Source organism: Paenibacillus haidiansis, assembly GCF_036553665.1.
GTDB lineage: Bacteria > Bacillota > Bacilli > Paenibacillales > Paenibacillaceae > Fontibacillus > Fontibacillus haidiansis.
In genome coordinates this window covers 298,711-317,954 of the sequence record NZ_JAZHPZ010000001.1, presented here as the reverse complement: position 1 = coordinate 317,954, position 19,244 = coordinate 298,711, and the positions used below count along the sequence as shown (strand labels likewise).

Genomic DNA, 19,244 nt, shown 5'->3' with positions numbered 1-19,244 from the left:
AAAGTAAACTTATTATGAAAAGAAAGGAGCAAGCAAACGAAATGGGGGATTAAAATGCGTGATCTTCATTTTATGATGGATTACAAAAATCAGGAGGCCGTCAGAAAGAGCTTGTTCGCACTAGCGGAAAGCACTTTTGGAATCTCATTTGAAGCATGGTATCAAAAAGGGTTTTGGAATGAAACCTACATTCCTTATTCCTATGTTGATGGAAAACAAGTAATCGCAAACGTATCCGTTAATATACTGGATTGGATTATCGATGGAGAGACGAGGAAGGCCGTGCAGATCGGCACGGTAATGACCCGTCCCGACTACCGAAACCGGGGTCTGTCGTCAAGCTTGCTGGCAAAAGTAATCGAGGAATACGAGAACCGCTGCGATTGGATGTATCTTTTTGCCAATGAGTCGGTGCTGGATTTTTATCCGAAGTATGGATTTCAGCCCGTAGAAGAGAAGCAGTTTTCGATGGACTATGTGGTCGAGCGGAGGGAGCGACGGGGCCGGAGGATAAGGAAGCTCGATGTAAACGATAGCGCCGATTTGGCGACAATTTACCGGCTGGCACAGGAAAGAATCCCGAATTCCCGGCATTTTGACACGGCGAATTCCCAAGGGATCTTTATGTTCTATTGTTTGAATGTCTTTAGCGAAGATCTTTATTATTTGGAGGATAAGGAGATCATTGCGGTATGCAGGCAAGAGAACGGCCGGATCGACCTGTTCGATATCGTAAGCGGGCGGGAGTTCGACTTGGCGGAGGTCTTGGATCGTCTCGCGGAAGACCATGCCGGAAAGGTCGTATTCCATTACACACCGGATCATGAAAATCTGAACCTGCGCGCCGAAAAGTACGAGGGGAACATGTTTGTCCGGGCCAAGAGCCAGACAATCGTCTCTGCGGATTTTAAGCATCCCGTAACGGGTATTGCCTAGTGAACAGGTCAAACAGGACGGAGCAGGGGATAGGTGCTGCGCCGTCCTATTTTTGCGGGATTTCGGAACAAACGATTTCAGGGGCCGGATTGGTCTTATCTATCATCGGCATTAAATCCGGCAGATTTCACTTGGGCACAATTCGCAATGACAAATGTCCTGAAGCATAATCAAGTCTTTGATGACGATCATGCCGTTCTCGTACTCCAGCGCGTCCTTCTTGCGCAGGTCGCTCAGCATCCGGTTGACGCTTTCGCGGGTGGCGCCGATCATGTTGGAGAGGTCGGTATGGGTAATCTTCTTGTTGATCAGGATGCTGTCCCCGTGCTGCTCGCCGTACGTGTTGCTCAAACGGATCAGCGTCGAGCAGAGCGCGCCCGGTTTGCCGTACATCATCAGATCGCGGAATTTGGTTTGCGTCAGGCGATGGTGGATGCCCATCCATTTCATGAAGTCGATCGCAAAATCGCAATGCTGGCAAATCATGATTTCCAGGTCTTTTTGCTCGATGACCCCGATTTCGCTGTCTTCGATCACTTCGGCGGTAAAGCTGTGCTTGGTGCTGAAGAAGGGATCGGCCTGGCCGACCATGTCGCCGCGCCCGTACATATACAGGATCAGCTCTTTGCCTTCGTCGGTGGATTTGGTCAATTTCACGCGTCCGCGCTTAATATAGAACAGTTTATCTGAAAAGTCGCCCTCCCAGAACAGATGCGTTCCCTCGGGATATGCTTTATCTTTCATCGTGACAAGCAACCGGTTGAAATTCTGCTCCGCAAAACAGCTCGTATTGCCGTGGGGCAAGGTGGCGCTCGTAATTTCACTCATCTTCGGTTTCCCCCTCTGTGTTCCAAATTTTTCTGAAAATTTTAAATTAATTATATAACTTTTCCGCGCTTTTGGGAGGCCTATCAAGCCCGAAAAAGTGTCGAAATTTCAACATTGTGACTATTTTCACTTTTTTTAAAATAAGAAATTCTGGAATTATATTGCAAATAATAAATGAAAAATCGAACACGGCAAATGAAAAGTTTCAAAAAAAACTTTATACTATGTGAAAAAATTCACTATACAAATTATTCCCGCTGTGTTATGCTTTACCCATAAAGAGAAGCGCAATGCTTCGTAAGGGTAAGCCTATTAGTGAAATATTTCACTATTATAGGATTATCCACTATCTACCTTAGGAGGATGAGAGAAATGGCTATTAAAAACGAAGTGACGGCAAAAGCGGGGCCGACTGCGGAACAGTACATCCAAACCCTGATCGACAAGGCGAAGAAGGCTTCCGAAGCCTTTATGAGCATGGACCAGGAGCAAATCGACAAAATCGTTCAGGCCATGGCGCTGGCCGGGCTTGACAAGCATATGCATTTGGCCAAAATGGCCGTTGAAGAAACCGGGCGAGGCGTGTATGAGGATAAAATCATCAAGAACATGTTTGCGACCGAGTACATTTACCACAGCATCAAGAACGACAAAACGGTGGGCGTGATTGAAGATAACCCTTACGACAGCTTCCAGAAGATCGCCGAGCCGGTAGGCATTATCATGGGGATTACTCCGGTGACGAACCCGACCTCCACGACGATCTTCAAAGCTCTCATCGCGATTAAGACCCGGAACCCGATCATCTTCGGCTTCCATCCGTCCGCACAGAAGTGCAGCGCGGAAGCCGCGAAAATCCTGCTCGAAGCCGCTGTGAAGCATGGCGCGCCGGCAGACTGCATCCAATGGATCGAGAATCCGTCGATGGACCGTACGAACGCCCTGATGAATCATCCCGATGTGGCCTGCATCCTGGCGACCGGCGGATCGGCGATGGTCAAAGCGGCATACAGCTGCGGCAAACCGGCGCTCGGCGTAGGTCCCGGCAACGTGCCTTGCTTCATTGAAAAGAGCGCGGACCTCGATCAAGCGGTCAACGATCTGATTCTGTCGAAAACCTTCGACAACGGCATGATCTGCGCTTCCGAACAAGCGGTTATAATCGAAGAGCCGGTCTTCGATCAAGTGAAAAAGAAAATGATCGCCAACGGCTGCTACTTTGTCAACAAGGAAGAAGCCGCCAAGCTGACGGCCGGAGCGATCATCGCCGATAAATGTGCAGTAAACCCTAGCATCGTCGGCCAACCAGCCGTGAAAATTGCCGAAATGTGCGGCATCGACGTACCGGCCGGCACGAAAATTCTCGTAGCGGAAATCGAAGGCGTCGGTCCGAAATTCCCGCTCTCGGCCGAGAAGCTGAGCCCGGTTCTGGCCTGCTACAAAGTGAAGAACGCGGATCAAGGCATCGAACGCGCGCTTGAAGTCGTACGCTTCGGCGGCATGGGCCACTCGTCGGTTATTCATTCGAACAACGAAGAAATCATCCAAAAATATTCCGACAGCATGCCTACTTGCCGTATTCTCGTCAACCAGCCGTCTTCGCAAGGCGGGATCGGCGACATCTACAATACGAACCTGCCATCGTTGACACTGGGCTGCGGATCTTACGGACGCAACTCGACATCGTCGAACGTAACGGCCATCAATTTGATCAACGTGAAAAGGGTGAATCGTCGTACCGTGAATATGCAATGGTTCAAAGTGCCGAGCAAAATCTACTTCGAGAAAAATTCGACGCAATATCTTGCCAAAATGCCGGATATTTCGCGGGTGTTGATTGTAACCGACCCGATGATGGTTAAACTGGGATATGTGGAAAGAGTGGAGCATTATCTCCGTCAACGCCAAACGCCGGTAGCGATCGAAGTATTCTCGGACGTTGAGCCGGATCCGTCGACGACGACCGTAGAGCGCGGTACCGAGCTGATGGCCAAATTCCAGCCGGACTGCATCATCGCCCTGGGCGGCGGCTCGCCGATGGATGCCGCGAAAGGCATGTGGCTGTTCTATGAATATCCGGATACCGACTTCCATAACTTGAAGCAGAAATTCATGGATATCCGCAAACGGATCTACAAATACCCGCGTCTCGGACAAAAAGCGAAATTCGTGGCCATTCCGACGACTTCGGGCACAGGCTCGGAAGTGACTTCTTTCGCGGTTATCACGGACAAAATCAACGGCAACACCAAATATCCTTTGGCCGATTACGAGCTGACGCCGGATGTGGCGATCATCGACCCGGAATTCGTCTACAGCTTGCCTAAAGTAGCCGTAGCCGATACGGGGATGGACGTTCTGACGCATGCGATCGAAGCTTACGTATCGGTAATGGCCAACGACTATACGGACGGTTTGGCGATCAAAGCGATCCAGCTCGTGTTCCAGTACCTGGAGAAATCGGCGCTGACCGGCGACAAGCTGGCCCGCGAGAAAATGCACAACGCTTCGACGCTCGCCGGCATGGCGTTCGCGAACGCCTTCCTCGGCATCAACCACAGCTTGGCGCATAAATGGGGCGGCCAATACCATACCGCTCACGGCCGCACCAACGCGATCCTGATGCCGCACGTTATCCGCTATAACGCGAAGAAGCCTACGAAATTCGCCGCATGGCCGAAATACACGAACTTCGTGGCCGACGAGCGCTACGCGGAAATCGCCCGCATTCTCGGATTGCCGGCCCGCACGACGGAAGAAGGCGTGAAGAGCCTGATCAACGCGATCCGCGATCTGAACAAAAAGCTCGGCATTCCCGAAACCTTCCAAGAGCTAGGCTTCGATCCGAAGGATTTCGAATCGCGCGTGGATTATCTGGCCGATCGTGCCTTCGAAGACCAATGCACGACCGCGAATCCGAAGCTTCCGCTCGTAACCGAACTGGCCGAAGTGTACCGCGACGCATTCTATGGAAGATTTGAAGATTAAGTGAACAGATAGGCCGAAATTGGTGACAAAAATCACTTCGAAAGTGATTTTTGTCACAATCTTTCTTTAGGAATTATTATAAAATAACAATATAAATGATCCCGTACGAATGGTAAGTACGACGGATTTGATTCCTAATTCCAAGGACTTATCAGTGACATAATTGTGAAATGTATCACAAATTTTAGGGATCATGAGACGCGGAATTATCCTTCAAGTCCGCGTTACTCAAAATATAGATGGAGGGATTTAAGATGTCGGTGATTGAGAGAGAAGTACAAAAAACGCAAGAAGTACCAACGGCATGGAGAGGCTTCAAAAAAGGCAAATGGATGAAAGAAGTTAACACCCGCGACTTCATCGATACGAACATCAAAGCTTATGAGGGCGACGAAGCATTCCTGAAAGGCGCGACCGATAACACTAAAGCGCTGTGGGACATTATTTCCGATTTGTCCAAGAAGGAAAGAGAAGCGGGCGGCGTGCTGGACGTTGACGTTCACAAGCCGTCGACCATCGTTTCCCATGCTCCGGGTTACCTGGATAAGGGTAAGGAACAAATCGTAGGCGTACAAGGGGATGCTCCTTTCCAACGCACGATCCATCCGTTCGGCGGGATCAACATGGTTATCAACTCTTGCAAAGCATACGGCTTCGACCTTCCGGGCGAAATCGTAGATATGTTTACGACAATCCGCAAAACGCATAACCAAGGCGTTTTTGACGCTTATACATCCGAGATGAGAGCTGCGCGCAAAGCCGGCATAATTACCGGTCTTCCGGACGCATATGGCCGCGGCCGCATCATCGGTGACTACCGCCGCGTCGCACTGTACGGGGTAGACTTCCTGATCAAACAAAAACAAAGCGAATTGAAGAGCCTGGAAGTCGACGTGATCGATGAAGACGTGATTCGCCTCCGCGAAGAACTGTCCGAACAGATCCGCGCTCTGGGCGAATTGAAACAACTCGGCGAAATGTACGGCTTCGATATTTCCCGTCCGGCCGAAAACGCGAAGGAAGCCTTCCAATGGGTATACTTCGGATATTTGGCAGCCGTGAAGGAACAGGACGGAGCGGCGATGTCGCTGGGCCGTGTATCCTCTTTCCTCGATACCTATATCGAACGCGATCTGACTGAAGGAACTTTGACCGAAGAAACGGCGCAAGAATTGGTTGACCATTTCGTTATGAAGCTGCGGATCGTCAAATTCCTACGTACTCCGGACTACAATGAACTGTTTAGCGGCGACCCTACTTGGGTAACGGAATCGATCGGCGGGATGTCCGTCAACGGCACGACGAGAGTAACGAAGAACAGCTTCCGCTTCTTGCATACCTTGTACAACCTGGGTCCTGCTCCGGAACCGAACCTGACGGTGCTCTGGTCGGAACAACTGCCTGAAGCGTTCAAGAAATACTGTGCCAAAGTTTCCATCGAAACCAGCTCGATTCAATACGAAAACGACGATCTGATGCGTCCGATTTACGGCGATGATTACGGTATCGCCTGCTGCGTATCCGCGATGGAAATCGGCAAGCAAATGCAATTCTTCGGCGCCCGCGCCAATCTGGCGAAAGCCCTGCTGTACGCGATCAACGGCGGTAAAGACGAGAAATCCGGCGTGCAAGTAGGCCCTGAATTCCCGGCCATCACTTCCGAATATCTCGAATACGACGAAGTGATGAAACGCTTCAAGTCGATGATGGAATGGCTCGCCAAGCTGTATGTGAACACGCTCAACGTGATCCACTACATGCACGATAAATATTGCTACGAACGGATCGAAATGGCACTGCACGACCGCGACATTCTCCGCACGATGGCTTGCGGCATCGCCGGGTTGTCGGTCGCTGCCGACTCACTGAGCGCAATCAAATATGCCAAAGTGAAACCGATCCGCAACGAGCAAGGCATTGCCGTTGATTTCGAAATCGAAGGCGAATTCCCTTGCTACGGCAACAACGACGATAAGGTTGACCAAATCGCCGTAAATCTGGTCGAAACATTCATGAGCATGATTCGCAAGCATAAAACTTACCGCAATTCGCTGCCAACGCAATCGGTTCTGACGATCACTTCGAACGTCGTATACGGCAAGAAGACCGGTACTACGCCGGACGGCCGCAAAGCGGGCGAACCGTTTGCTCCGGGGGCCAACCCGATGCACGGCCGCGACAAGAAGGGCGCGCTTGCTTCGCTCAGCTCCGTCGCCAAACTGCCGTATGAACACAGCCTGGACGGTATTTCGAACACCTTCTCTATCGTGCCTAAGGCGCTCGGCAAAGAGCCGGAAGCCCGTAAATCGAACCTGGTATCGATGATGGACGGTTACTTCGGCAGCAAAGCGCATCACCTGAACGTCAACGTCTTCGACCGCGAACAGCTGATGGACGCGATGGAACATCCGGAAAACTATCCGCAATTGACGATCCGCGTTTCGGGATATGCGGTCAACTTCATTAAATTGACTCGGGAGCAACAGCTCGACGTTATCAATCGGACCTTCCACGGTACGATGTAATAAGGTAGAATCATCGTTATACAACTATCGCAGAATCGGCGGCAGTCTAAATTGAAAGGGTGACGGGAAATGCTTAAAGGTCGCATACATTCATTGGAAACTTTCGGAACGGTCGATGGCCCGGGTATTCGCTTCGTACTCTTTATGCAGGGCTGCCTGCTGAAATGCCAGTATTGCCACAACCCGGATACCTGGAGCCTGACGGACGGTAAAGAAATGACGGTGGAAGAGGTTCTGAGCGAAATTGAACCTTACCTGAATTACTACCGCTCCTCGGGCGGCGGGTTGACGGTGTCCGGCGGAGAAGCGACGCTTCAGGCGCCGTTCGTCACCGAATTGTTCCGAGAGGTTAAGCAGCGCTGGAATTTACACACAACGCTTGATACGAACGGCTATAACGACGGCGACAAAATCAAGGATCTGCTGGATGTCACGGACCTCGTGCTGCTGGATCTGAAGCATATCGACGACGAGAAGCACATCAAGCTGACGGGCAAATCGAACGAGCGGATGCTGAAGATGGCGAAATGGCTGTCCGAGCACGGCCGCAGCATGTGGATCCGCCATGTGTTTGTTCCCGGCATTCATGATGACGAAGCCGATCTGCTAAACCTGGGCCGGTTTATTGGCGGCCTGCAGGGCATCGAGAAATTCGAAATCCTGCCGTATCATCAAATGGGCATTTACAAATGGCAGGAGCTCGGCTGGGATTATCCGCTGGATGGTGTACCGTCGCCGACGGCGGAAGAGATCGAACGGGCTAACCGGCTGATCGAAGAGGGACGGCAGCAGGCGATGGTTTCGCTATAATTATAGTTAATGTCAGAAAACATGACGTAAAATATTAAATATTTGATCTTTAGCGGTTAAACTTAACTTTACACGTTAGGTTTAACCGCTTTCTTTTTGTCGATTAGATGATATTATCCCTGGATAAGATAAATGTCCTCCTTCCGGGACGAATAACCGGTTTCTATAATGAAGATGTAACAAAAACCGATTTTGAGGAGGGTCAAAGACATATGAAGAAAAGTTTGATGCTGCTGTTGACCTGTATTTTTGTGGCATCCGCTCTTCTGGCAGGGTGCGGCAAGTCGAACGGCGGCGGCAATGCTCCGGCGAATGAAGGACAGGCGACAACGAACAACGGCGGAAATGAAGCGCAGGCCACCGATGAGCCGTTCGAAATCACGATCCGTCATACCCAAGTGGGGGAATCCAAAAAATTCCGCTTGGCGATGCTTGAAGATGTCGTGAAGCAAACGGAAGCAGCCGTTCCCGGCTTGACGGTCAAGCTGGACGCCGTGGATTCCGAAGTCAACCGCAAGGAAAAGCTCAGAGGCGAAATGGCCGCAGGCAAGCCGCCGGAAATTTTCGACGTATTCGGCAGCCCGGATGCCCAATTGTATGCCAAAGAGGGTCTGATGCTCGACCTGACTCCGATCCTGGATGAACTCGGTCTCAAGGATAAATTCACGACATTGTCGCCGTTTACGCTGGACGGAAAGATCTACGGTCTGCCGATCGGGGGATCGATTGAAGGCTTTTTCTACAATAAAGACTACTTTGAGCAAAAAGGCTTGAAAATCCCGACCACGCTGGACGAACTGGACAAACTCGCCGAAGCGATTAAAGCCGACGGCAAGATTCCGTTCGCGCAGGCTTCCAAGGATGCCTGGATTCCGCTCATGACGACGAACAACCTGTGGTCCTACTATGCCGGACCGGAAATCACATACGGCTTCAAAACGGGTGAAACCAAATGGACGGACGAAAAAATGGTCACGGCCATCGCCAAGCATAAGGAATGGGTGGATAAAGGTTATTTCAAAAAAGGCGAGCTCGGCTTCGAGTACGCCGACATGAGAAACCAAGTGATCACCGGCGAAGCCATTATGATGATGGACGGCTCCTGGGCCAACTCTGTGTTCAGAGATCCGGAGCAAGCGGGCGATATGGTCGGGAAGATCGGATTCTTCAATATGCCGCCATTGAATACTGGCGATCCGGTCGTCGTCATGCAGGACGCCAACAACGGCTACGGCTTCTCGGCCGCGGTTGCCGAAGACCCGCGTAAACTGCAAGCGGTTAAGGAGTTCATCAAAAATATGTGGACGGACGAAATGCAGCTTCGCGGTCTGCAGGAAGACGGCGTGCTTCCGGCAATGAAGATGGATCTCGAGCAAATGAAAACCACGTCCGACGATCCGCTGATGCAGGATATTTTCAAAGCCGTCAGCGAAATCGGCACTTCGTTCCCGGCGTTTGACGCCTTGGTGCAAGCGGAAGTGAATACGGCGCTCAGCATGGGAATCCAGCAAATAATCGGCGGCGAAATCGAGCCGGCGAAGATGCTGGAAAATGTGCAGGCCGCCCAGGACGCGGCCAACGCGGCGGAGCAATAAGCTTTACGTAAAACGTTCGAAGGGCGCCACCCGCCTCGAGTTTGTGGGGGGCGTCCTTTTTTAAGCAAGAACCACCTGAAAAATGGATTACTATTGCACTAGAGCGGAGGCTTGACATGAATAAAGCGCTTAGAAACCCTCTGATTTATTTGCTCTTCGTCCTTCCGGCGTTCATCCTGTTCCTCGCCTTTTTCATCTATCCGATATTTACGGCGATTGACAACAGCTTCACCAGTTGGAACGGGATATCGAAGGATGTCCAATATATCGGATTCGATAATTATGCTACGGCTTTTCACGACGCGGCCTTTTGGAAATCGGTGCGCAACAATGTGTATTTCATCTTGTTCTCGTGCCTGATCCAGGTTCCGCTGATCGTGTTCTTCTCGCTGCTGATCGCGAATGTCAAGAAATTGAAGGGCTTGTACAAAACCGCGGTGTTTATGCCGTCCATCATGTCCACGGCCGTGATCGGGATCCTGTGGGGGTTCATTTACAATCCGGATTTCGGCTTGGCCAACGAAATTTTGGGCTTGTTCGGCGTTTCCCCGGTGTACTGGCTCTCGGACAAAAGCTGGGCCATGATCTCGATTCTGATCACTAACGCCTGGCAGTGGACCGGGTTCTACATCGTTATGGTGCTGGCCGCGATCATCGCCATTCCGCGGGAGCTGGAGGAGGCGGCGGCCATCGACGGGGCTACCGGCTTCCAGCGGGCGATCAAAATTACGATCCCGCTCGTGATGCCGATCATCTCCGTGGTCATCATGCTCTCCATCGCCGGCGCGATGAAAGCGGCGGATATCGTCCTGGTGATGACGAAAGGCGGTCCGGCGGGCTCGACCGACGTCATGGCCACTTACATGATCCGCTATGCGATTACGAGCTTCAGACACGGCTTCGGCAACGCGATCGCCGTCCTGATCTTCGTGTTTACGATCGTTATTACCGTGTTGTATCAGGTGCTGATCTCAAGACGGACAGAAAGGATTGAATACTGATGAGAGCGCTGAAAAAAACGATACCGCATATTTTCTTGATGGCTTATCTGCTCGTCATCCTCTATCCGTTCCTGTTCGTGCTTTTTTCTTCCGTCAAAACGAATAACCAGGACATCGCCTCGAACCCGTTCGGGCTGCCCGGCTCGATCACATTCGATAATTATGTCAACGCCTGGGTCAATGCGAAAATCAGCACATACTTTTTTAACAGTTTGTACATCGGGGTCTTGTCGGCATGCTTGTCCATTCTGTTTGCGGCGATGCTGGCTTTTGCCGTAACCCGGATGCGCTACGGCAAGATCAGCGCCATCGTGTTTCAACTGATCCTGCTCGGGATGCTGATTCCGAACAACTCGCTGCTGCTCCCGATTTACGGGATGATGAGAAAGCTGGATATCCTCGATACCCATATGGCGCTCATTCTGCCTTATGTAGCCAACGCGATTCCGTTCTCTGTCATCATTCTCGCGGCGTTTATGCGTTCGCTTCCCGGAGAAATCGAAGAAGCCGCCGTTATGGACGGTCTGGGTCCGCTTCGGCTGTTTGTGCGGATTATCATTCCGCTCACCGTACCGGCGATCGTCACCGTATTTATTGTCAATTTCCTCGGCAACTGGAACGAATTTTTGCTCGCCAACTATTTTCTGTCCGATGAGGAGTTAAGAACGCTGCCGGTGGGCATGGTCGGCTTCAGGGACGCCTATAACACGAACTATGCGCAGATGTCGGCGGGGATTATTTTCAGCGTGCTGCCCGTAATGATCATTTACGCCATCTTGCAGGAGAAGATTATTGAAGGAGTTACGGCAGGCAGTGTCAAAGGATAAAGGGTGCGGGCTGCGCATAAGGATGAAGTGACCCCGCGCGAATCCATAACAACGGGAGCAAACCCCTATGAATCTGCGAATCAAGCTGTTTACGGCGTTCCTTGGGCTCGTCATTATTCCGATGTTCCTGCTCGGTCTGATCACGTTTCTGGTCACCTTTAATTCGATTGAATCCAAATACAGCGAACAGGCCGAATATTCGCTGAAAGCGATCGGCTACAGTATCAAGAGCATTTTGCACGAGATGGACAATGTGACGGACAACGGGATCGCCAAAGGCGTGTTTCAGGAGGCGCTGACTTCGAAGGATCCGGATTCGCAGGACTTGACGGCGGCGAGCCAGCTCGAACTGAACGCCAATCAGCGGAATTTCCGCACCCTGCTGTACAATCATCCCGCCATCGATTACGCGTTTCTGTACAATATTCACGGTAATATGAGTTCGAATGTGGTCACCCTGTTCAATAAAGAGGATTTCAAGACATTGCCTTACGAGCAATTCAAAGAACATCCCCTTTATGAAGAAGTGATGGAACTGAACGGGGTGCCGAAATGGATTGCCCCGCATGAGTACCCCGAGCTAACCGGTTCGGAAAATGTGTTCACGCAAATCCGGCTGATCAAGGAATTGAGCCATTTCAAGCGGGTAGGTGTGCTGGTCGTCCAGATCAAGAACTGGGAAGTGGAAAAAATATTTCAAAACCTGACGCTCGGCAGCAATATGCAGGACACCCGGTTTTTCCTCGTCAACAGCAAAGGGCAGGTGCTTTACGATTACGAATCGGAGCTGACCGGGCAGACCCTGCAGCCGAGTATTCAAAAAAAGCTGGATTCGGCTAAAAATTCACTCAGCTTTAAAGCGAGATTCAACGGGGAAGAAAGTGTCATTTCCATTTACAATTTGGAGGAGTACTCCTGGAAGCTGGTGTCGGTCACCTCGTGGGATTATTTGTCTCAGGAGGTAACGACCTTCGCCAAATGGTTTATAGCTATTATTCTGGTTTGCGTGCTTACGGCCATGCTGTTCAATCTGCTGTTCATGAACCGGATCACCGGTACAATCGGCGTGATCGTCCGCTTCATGCGTAAGGTAGAAGACGGGGACTTCGGCGCTAGGGTGGATGAGAAGGGCGACGATGAGCTGCTTCTGCTGCAGCAGGGCTTCAACAACCAGGTGGAGAAAATCAATCTCCTGTTCGAACAAGTGAAAAGAGAGCAGCAGCAGAAGGCGAACGCCGAACTGCGGGTGCTCCAGGCACAGATCAAACCGCATTTCCTGTTCAACACGCTGGAATCGATCAATGTGCTGGCGGTGCAGAACGAAGGGCGCAAGGTCAGCGAGATGGTGCTCAGACTGGCCAGCATTCTCCGCATCAGCATTCAGGATAAGGAGGAGATTCCGCTCAGTCTGGAAATCGAGCACCTGCGAAACTATTTGGAAATCCAGAAATTCCGCTTCGACGAGCTGTTTGATTATGAAATCGACGTGCCGCCGGGCATGATGAATTGCAAGCTGCTCAAGCTGACGCTGCAGCCGCTGGTGGAGAACAGTATTCAGCATGGTTTTGAAGGGATCGCTTATAAAGGAATCATCAAGGTGACGGGCTTCATCGAGGGTGACCGGATTCTGCTGCGGGTGGAGGACAACGGCATCGGCATGTCGAGCGAGCAGCTGGCTTCCATTCAATATGCCGATCCCGACGCGAAGGAGCGAACGGCCGCTTCCCGCCCCAGTGACGAAAGAAGAGGACTGGGGCTTCGCAGCGTATATGACCGCCTGCGCTTTCAATACGGCAGCAAGTACGGGTTGTTTATCTGTTCACAGCCGGGTCATGGGACGATAATCCAGTGTGTGATTCCAAAATACGAATTGGGTGATAAAATATGAAGCTAAAAGCATTGCTGGTCGACGACGAGATTCATATTTTAAACAATTTATCCAAGGTGCTGCCCTGGGAGGCGATCGGTTTCGACATCGTCGGGCTGGCGAAGAACGGCGTCGAAGCGCTGGAGGCGGCGATCCAGCATCGGCCGGACTTGATTCTGTGCGATATCCGCATGCCGGTGATGGACGGAATGACCTTGATCCAGAAGCTGCGCGAGCAAGGACTTACCGGTGAAATATTGCTTCTGACCGGGTATCAGGAGTTTGAGTATGCCCGGACGGGGATTAAATACGGGGTTAAAGATTATATTTGCAAACCGATCAATTATTTCGAGCTGGAAGAAGTGGTGCGGCAGATCGCCGAGCAGCTTAGGGAAAAGCGTAAAAAGCGGAACAAGGAGCTGCATTTAAGCCGGGTCGCTTCCTTGGCCAACGAAAACGCCATGCTTCATTCTTTGTTGGGACTGGAGACAGGTGAAGAAAGTGAATGGTGGGATGAGCGGGGAGAGCCGGAGGGGGCGGAGCTGCCGGCCCTGCCGGAGCATCACGGCGTCCTGCTGCTGGACCTGGAGGGCTATGCCCATCGCTCCATCTCCTGGACGGTGCATGAGCGGAAGGCCTGGAATCTGCATATCAAAAATACGCTGAAGGATATTTTCGGTGCCATGAACGAGCATTGTACCGTGCTGCAGGTCCGGGAAGGCGAATGGTGCGTCGTCTTTCATTCCCCGGAAGCCGTGGGCATGAAGAAGGAAAGGCTGCGCCCGGCCTACGACAGGCTGCAAAGCGCAATGAAGGAAAAGGAAGGCATGACGCTGCGGATGTGTCTGCAGCCGGGCCCGGTTACTTTGCGCGAGATGGCTTCCATGTATCAGCGCATGCAGCAAATTCTGATTTTAAGCCCGCCGGAGGAATGGTTTCTGGATGCTGCGGCGATCCCGCAGGATTCGCGGGAGTCTCATGAAGGCTCCTACGGCAATGAATGGCGCTTTATCGAGCAAATCGGCATCGGTTTACGAAACGGCAGCCACGAAACGCTGGTCCAGGTTGGCACGGAGCTTACGCATTACGTCGGACATCGAACCGAGAACAGGGCCGCGGAAAAGCTGCTGCATTATTTGCTCATCCATTTGCTGCGCGAGATGCGCGAACTGCAAATGCTGTCTTTGGAGCAAGAGAAAGAGGTTTGGCTCAGACTTCAGGAGCCGCTTAGCCTGAAAGACCTGCTTACGCTGGTGAATTCGCTGCTTAACCGGTCCAGAGAGTTTCTGGCGGCCAAGAAAACGTCGGAAACGCTGATGATGTCGGCGCAGCATTACATTCAGCATCATCTGGGCAACGACTTCGGCATCGAGGACATCGCCGATTATTTGGGTATCAGCTGCAGCTATTTCTGCCTGCTCTTCAAGAACCATTTCGGCGAGACGTTTGTGGAATATCTGACCAAGCAGCGGGTGGAGATGGCGAAATGTCTGCTCAGCGGCAGCGACAAATCGGTGACGCAGATCGGCTCTTGCGTAGGATACCAGGAGCGCCGTTATTTCACCAGAGTATTTCAGAAATATACCGGAATGACCCCTTCGGAATTCAGACTGAAGGAGTCGTCCGTATCCTAAAGCGAATAGGGTGATGGTATTGGCATCGGAATTATCGGGATGGTCATTGGAGCAAAAAATCGGGCAACTGTTTATATGCGGTTTCCACAGCCTTGAAGCCGACGAGCAGATCAAGACGCTGGTCGGCGATTATCATGTCGGCGGAACCGTATACTTCCGCCGCAATGTGGAGTCCGTGCCGCAGCTTGCGGCTCTGTCCGCAAGCTTGCAGTCTCTTCCGCGGGAGCGCCCGGAAATCCCGCTGTTGATCGCGATCGACCAGGAGGGCGGGATGGTGGCCCGCCTGGATCATGAAGGAATGAGCCGGATTCCGGGCAATATGGCGCTCGGTGCGGCCGGGGATCCCGCCTTGACGGAGGCGGTCGCAGAGCTGGCCGCCAAAGAAATGCTGGCGCTCGGCATCAATTTCAATTTCGCCCCGTGCGTCGATGTCAACAACAACCCGGCCAACCCGGTCATCGGCGTGCGTTCGTTCGGCGAAGACCCCGAAAAGGTTGCCGAGCACGGCGTCGCGGCGATCCGGGGATATCAGGAGGCCGGCGTGATCGCGACGGCGAAGCATTTCCCCGGCCACGGGGATACAGCGGTCGATTCCCACCGCGGGCTGGCCGTTGTGCCGCACGGCAAGGAGCGCCTGAACGAGGTAGAACTCCTGCCGTTCCGGAAGGCGATCGCATCCGGCGTCGATGCGATTATGACCGCCCATGTGATCTTTCCGGCCTTTGAGCCGGGTGAGATTCCGGCGACGCTGTCGAGCCGCGTCCTGACCGGCCTGCTGCGCGAAGAACTTGGATATGACGGGGTCATCGTGACGGATTGTCTGGAGATGCACGCCATATCCAAGTCTTGCGGCATCGCGGAAGGCGCCGTGCGGGCGATCGAGGCCGGGGCGGATCTCGTGCTCGTGAGCCATACGCTCGCGGAGCAAACCGCGGCCATCGAGGCGGTCATCGGGGCCGTCCGCAGCGGGCGGATCAGCGAAGCGCGGATCGACCGGTCGGCGGCGCGCGTGCTGGCGCTGAAGGCGAAGCGGATCGGCGCGGCTGCGGGAAGCGGCGCTGCCGCCTCGGCACCCGCGGTGCCGCTGACGCCGCCGGGCGAAAGCTCGGCCTTGCTGAACAAGGTCGCCGAGCGCAGCGTGACGCTGGTCAAGGACGCCGGAGGCCTGCCGCTGAATTGCGCCGAGCCCGTTCTCGTGATCTGGCCCGAGCTTCGCCACCGCACCGAAGTGGACGAACCGGCGGTGCACCGCTATACGCTGGCGGATGCGCTGCGGCCCTACGGGAGCGGCGCGGTGCTGTCCGTCATCGGAACTCACCCGACGGACGACGAAATCAAGGCCGTCATAGAACAGAGCGCCGCCTTCGGGCAGATTGTCGCCGTGACCTATACGGCGGAAGGCGACATTCCGGCGGGGCAGAGCCGGTTGATCGAGGCCCTGAATCATATTCACGGCCGGAAATTGATCGTCGTTTCCTCGCGGAATCCTTACGATTTGAACGCGTTTGGGGATATCGAGAATTATCTCTGTATCTATGAAAACAGGTCATTTTCCCTGGATGCGCTATCGAAAGTGCTGACGGGCGGAATTGCTCCGCAGGGGAGCCTGCCCGTAAGTCTTAATGCCCAGTATCCGGCAGGATATTTCGCAAGGTAAAATGGCATAAAATTCATATTCAAACCGGCTGTTCTTCCGCGATCCGCGGGGGATTGCCGGTTTTTTGCGATTTATTTACATTGCTTTAATATTAGTAGCAACTTTTGGCGAATTCATGCGTTTAAATGTATGTGCGCTTAGTAGCGGGCTATAAAATGGGAGTAGAGAAGGAGTCTAGCATGAAGTTCAAAAAGTTAATCATGACTACAGTATTGGCGGCTTCGCAAGTTGCGATGGTCCTTCCCGCCAGTGCGGAAGAAGCGGTGCAAAACAATCCCGCAACCGAGGCCAGTGTTACGGACCAGGCGGCTAACCAAGCGGGAACGGTTACAGGGACTGAAGAAGTAACCGGAACCGAGACCGGAACGGAAGTCGAGGCGGGTACGACGGACCAGGCTCAGGATCCCGTCGAAGGACAAACCGGGCAGGATGACGGCGGAAACGCCGGCACCGACCAAGCGAATCAAGACACAGACGACCAGGAGAATTCGGGGGCTACGGATAACTCCTCCACCACGCCTCCGGCCGCGGAGAGCACTTCGACCAGCGGCACGGCCGGCCAGCTTGTCCTGTTGATGAACAGCAACAAAATGTATCAGGACGGCAAGGAATACCTGGCGGGTCATCCGATGGAAGTCAAGGACGGAGTATCTTACGTCTCGATCCGCGCCATTGTGGAGCGCGCCGGACTTCAGCTTTCATATGATAATGCCACAAAGGAAACGATCATTATCCGGGGAACGGATGAACTCCGGTTCACGATGAACACTTCAAGCTACAAAGTCAACGGGGTTACCACCAAAATGAGCGGAACTTCCTACTCCGCCAACAACAATTTCATGGTGCCTTTGACGGCGATTACCAAAGCGCTGAACATGCCTTATACCTGGGATCAAGTCGGCAAGCGCGTCATTGTCGATGTAAATACCAAGCCGGTCGCTTCGTTCTCGATCGGAAATACGGAAGTCATCGCCGGGGAAACCCAGGTGCAGTACTTGACCGAAGCCACTTCGCCAATGGGACTGCCGATCGTTAATGAGGAATGGCAGGGCCGTGAAGAGATGTTCATGACTCCGGGCCAATACGTCGTAACTTACCGGGTTCAGGATTCCAACGGTCAATGGAGCGATCCGTTCTCGCTGACGATTACCGTAGTGAAGCCGCATACGCCGCCGGTCGCCAACTTCACCACGAACAAAGAAACGTACAAAATGGGTGAACCTATTACGTATACCGATTTCAGTACGGATGAAGTCGGCATCAAGAACCGGACTTGGGAGAACCAAGGCCAAGCCTTCTTTACGCCGGGGCCCGTTACAATCCGGTTGACCGTAGAGAATGTGTTCGGGCAAACCGATACGTTCGAGAAAACGATCATGATTTCGAACGAAACGCTGTACACGCGGGACGAATTTAACAAACTGTTCACCCCGGTCGGCGAGAAATACGTATTTAACGGGACCAGCGTCCCATCCTGGGAAAGAGTAAACTACACCTTTACGTCCGATCCGACGACCCTGATCCGCGCCAATAGCCCGGAAACCGTATATTCCAAGGGTATTCTGTACCAGGAAGAAGCGATCGGGGACACCCGGTTTTTGGTGCACCATGTGAACGCGACGGGCCAAAATGTGAAGATGTACGTGATCGCCACCAACGAAAATGAGGCGACCGCCCATCTGACCCAAACCAATCTGGGTTTTGCGGGACCGAACCAATATGCGACGGGCGTAGGGAAGGCTTCGGTGCAGCGTTATTATGAATCGATGCAAACCGGAAGCAAGTACAAGGATATTTATATCGCTCCCGGCGAAAGCAAGATCATTCTGAACGAACTGAGCGCCATTTCCTTGAAGCCGGGGGAAGTCATCTCCCTGCTGGCGGATATGAACAGCGATTATACATTGAAATATGAAGTGATCATGATCGGCGAAGATCAGGATCCGTTCGCTACGCTGCCTTATTTAAGCGTCCTTCCGTCGGATATCCATAACCGCGGAACTTATAGCGATGCTACGCGTCATATCGAATACGGCGAGTTGATCGGTGATAAGCCGGTTCGCCTGTTGCTCGGGGATAACTCCAGCGATCCGTTCCTGGTCGGGGCGGACGGTCCTACAGGGGACTACAAACTTAACGCGGGCAACTTCGGCGTAGTCTATACGATCAAGCTGCATCGCGTGGCGCCGAACACCTTGGTCACCTTCAATCCGCGCGGCGGATTTTACACCGGGTATATTATGGTCAACGGCAGCATCGTGCCGGTAGCGAACAACAGCGGGCTCAGCGCGCCGAACGAGAACAGCGTATTGTACCGTACCGGTGAACGCGAAGAGAGTCTGGAGCTGTTGTTTACAGCGGCACCGGGCAGTAATCTTTCCGTCAACCTGCTGTTCCAGCAGATGCCGGAAGTGAAGCAGCCTTAAGCGCCGAAGGTTCATCCGTTCGGAAAATAATTCATAAGAAAGGACCCAGCCGTTCGGTTGGGTCCTTCTTCATTCGCGTTTATCTATAATAAAACGATGGTCTAAACCACCGGTACGCGGCTTCATTGACGAAGGCCGGGTTTTGCGGCA

The 19,244-nt window shown here is 52.7% G+C and carries 12 protein-coding genes; 11 read left to right on the top strand and 1 reads right to left on the bottom strand.

Annotated features, from left to right (window positions below; genetic code table 11):
• Positions 1-54 precede the first annotated feature (54 nt).
• Positions 55-936, top strand: coding sequence for a GNAT family N-acetyltransferase (locus V3851_RS01550; protein ID WP_331844730.1), 882 nt, complete (start codon positions 55-57; stop codon positions 934-936).
• 111 nt (positions 937-1,047) lie between these two features.
• Here V3851_RS01550 and V3851_RS01545 read toward each other — a convergent pair whose 3' ends face one another.
• Positions 1,048-1,764, bottom strand: a complete 717-nt coding sequence (locus tag V3851_RS01545; RefSeq protein ID WP_331844729.1) for a Crp/Fnr family transcriptional regulator — start codon at positions 1,762-1,764, stop codon at positions 1,048-1,050.
• Positions 1,765-2,136: 372 nt separating this feature from the next.
• Here V3851_RS01545 and adhE point away from each other — a divergent pair, with 372 nt between their 5' ends.
• The 10 genes from adhE to V3851_RS01495 all read left to right on the top strand — a co-directional run bounded on the left by adhE (position 2,137) and on the right by V3851_RS01495 (position 19,094).
• Positions 2,137-4,752, top strand: coding sequence for a bifunctional acetaldehyde-CoA/alcohol dehydrogenase (gene adhE, locus V3851_RS01540; RefSeq protein ID WP_331844728.1), 2,616 nt, complete (start codon positions 2,137-2,139; stop codon positions 4,750-4,752).
• Positions 4,753-5,006: 254 nt separating this feature from the next.
• Complete coding sequence (gene pflB / locus V3851_RS01535) at positions 5,007-7,277, top strand: formate C-acetyltransferase (RefSeq protein WP_331844727.1); 2,271 nt, start codon at positions 5,007-5,009, stop codon at positions 7,275-7,277.
• Between the two features lie 69 nt (positions 7,278-7,346).
• Positions 7,347-8,087 (top strand): pyruvate formate-lyase-activating protein, encoded by a 741-nt coding sequence (gene pflA, locus V3851_RS01530; protein WP_331844726.1) that lies wholly within the window; start codon positions 7,347-7,349, stop codon positions 8,085-8,087.
• Positions 8,088-8,299: 212 nt separating this feature from the next.
• A complete protein-coding gene (locus V3851_RS01525; protein ID WP_331844725.1) occupies positions 8,300-9,682 on the top strand; it encodes an ABC transporter substrate-binding protein in 1,383 nt (460 codons plus the stop codon).
• 116 nt (positions 9,683-9,798) lie between these two features.
• On the top strand, positions 9,799-10,683 hold the full coding sequence (locus V3851_RS01520) for a carbohydrate ABC transporter permease (protein WP_331844724.1): 885 nt from the start codon (positions 9,799-9,801) through the stop codon (positions 10,681-10,683).
• Positions 10,683-11,510, top strand: coding sequence for a carbohydrate ABC transporter permease (locus tag V3851_RS01515; RefSeq protein ID WP_331844723.1), 828 nt, complete (start codon positions 10,683-10,685; stop codon positions 11,508-11,510). Before V3851_RS01520 ends, V3851_RS01515 begins: the two co-directional genes overlap by 1 nt.
• A 67-nt stretch (positions 11,511-11,577) precedes the next feature.
• Complete coding sequence (locus tag V3851_RS01510) at positions 11,578-13,398, top strand: cache domain-containing sensor histidine kinase (protein ID WP_331844722.1); 1,821 nt, start codon at positions 11,578-11,580, stop codon at positions 13,396-13,398.
• Positions 13,395-15,011, top strand: a complete 1,617-nt coding sequence (locus V3851_RS01505) for a response regulator (RefSeq protein ID WP_331844721.1) — start codon at positions 13,395-13,397, stop codon at positions 15,009-15,011. The genes V3851_RS01510 and V3851_RS01505 overlap by 4 nt, the downstream gene beginning before the upstream one ends.
• A gap of 19 nt (positions 15,012-15,030) precedes the next feature.
• Positions 15,031-16,668, top strand: a complete 1,638-nt coding sequence (gene nagZ / locus V3851_RS01500) for a beta-N-acetylhexosaminidase (RefSeq protein WP_331844720.1) — start codon at positions 15,031-15,033, stop codon at positions 16,666-16,668.
• Positions 16,669-16,847: 179 nt separating this feature from the next.
• On the top strand, positions 16,848-19,094 hold the full coding sequence (locus V3851_RS01495; protein WP_331844719.1) for a copper amine oxidase N-terminal domain-containing protein: 2,247 nt from the start codon (positions 16,848-16,850) through the stop codon (positions 19,092-19,094).
• Positions 19,095-19,244 lie beyond the last annotated feature (150 nt).

Excerpts from the sequence above, each read along its gene's own strand:
- V3851_RS01495 (WP_331844719.1), top strand. The coding sequence starts at position 16,848 with ATGAAGTTCAAAAAGTTAATCATGACTACAGTATTGGCGGCTTCGCAA.
- pflA (WP_331844726.1), top strand. The coding sequence starts at position 7,347 with ATGCTTAAAGGTCGCATACATTCATTGGAAACTTTCGGAACGGTCGAT.
- V3851_RS01520 (WP_331844724.1), top strand. The coding sequence starts at position 9,799 with ATGAATAAAGCGCTTAGAAACCCTCTGATTTATTTGCTCTTCGTCCTT.
- V3851_RS01510 (WP_331844722.1), top strand. The coding sequence starts at position 11,578 with ATGAATCTGCGAATCAAGCTGTTTACGGCGTTCCTTGGGCTCGTCATT.
- adhE (WP_331844728.1), top strand. The coding sequence starts at position 2,137 with ATGGCTATTAAAAACGAAGTGACGGCAAAAGCGGGGCCGACTGCGGAA.
- V3851_RS01505 (WP_331844721.1), top strand. The coding sequence starts at position 13,395 with ATGAAGCTAAAAGCATTGCTGGTCGACGACGAGATTCATATTTTAAAC.
- V3851_RS01545 (WP_331844729.1), bottom strand. The coding sequence starts at position 1,764 with ATGAGTGAAATTACGAGCGCCACCTTGCCCCACGGCAATACGAGCTGT.
- V3851_RS01525 (WP_331844725.1), top strand. The coding sequence starts at position 8,300 with ATGAAGAAAAGTTTGATGCTGCTGTTGACCTGTATTTTTGTGGCATCC.
- pflB (WP_331844727.1), top strand. The coding sequence starts at position 5,007 with ATGTCGGTGATTGAGAGAGAAGTACAAAAAACGCAAGAAGTACCAACG.
- V3851_RS01550 (WP_331844730.1), top strand. The coding sequence starts at position 55 with ATGCGTGATCTTCATTTTATGATGGATTACAAAAATCAGGAGGCCGTC.
- V3851_RS01515 (WP_331844723.1), top strand. The coding sequence starts at position 10,683 with ATGAGAGCGCTGAAAAAAACGATACCGCATATTTTCTTGATGGCTTAT.